We start from the raw sequence: 328 nt of genomic DNA on the forward strand, positions 1-328 counted from the left end.
GTTCGGCTGCGCCGTCCTGACCGGCGTCGGGGCCGTGGTGAACACAGCCGGGGTCAAGGCGGGCCAGAGCGTCGTCGTCATCGGATTGGGCGGCGTGGGCCTGGCCAGCGTGCTCGGCGCACTGGCCTCGGGCGCCAGCCCCGTCGTCGCCGTCGATCTGTCCGAGGAGAAACTGGCCCTGGCCCGCAGCCTGGGCCCGGTTCTGACCGTCAACGCCGCCGCCCCCGATGCGGTCGATCAGGTCCGCACCCTGACGAATGGCGGCGCCGACTTCGCCTTCGAAATGGCCGGCTCGGTCCGGGCGCTGGAAAACGCCTGGAAGATGACC

The 328-nt window shown here is 71.6% G+C and carries 1 protein-coding gene; it reads left to right on the forward strand.

What is annotated here, in order from left to right; genetic code table 11:
• The coding region (locus CVH10_RS18965; RefSeq protein WP_146143078.1) for a zinc-binding dehydrogenase at positions 1 to 328 on the forward strand (328 nt) is incomplete at both ends.

It is taken from the genome of Halomonas sp. ND22Bw (assembly GCF_003011945.1).
Taxonomy (GTDB): domain Bacteria; phylum Pseudomonadota; class Gammaproteobacteria; order Pseudomonadales; family Halomonadaceae; genus Halomonas; species Halomonas halophila.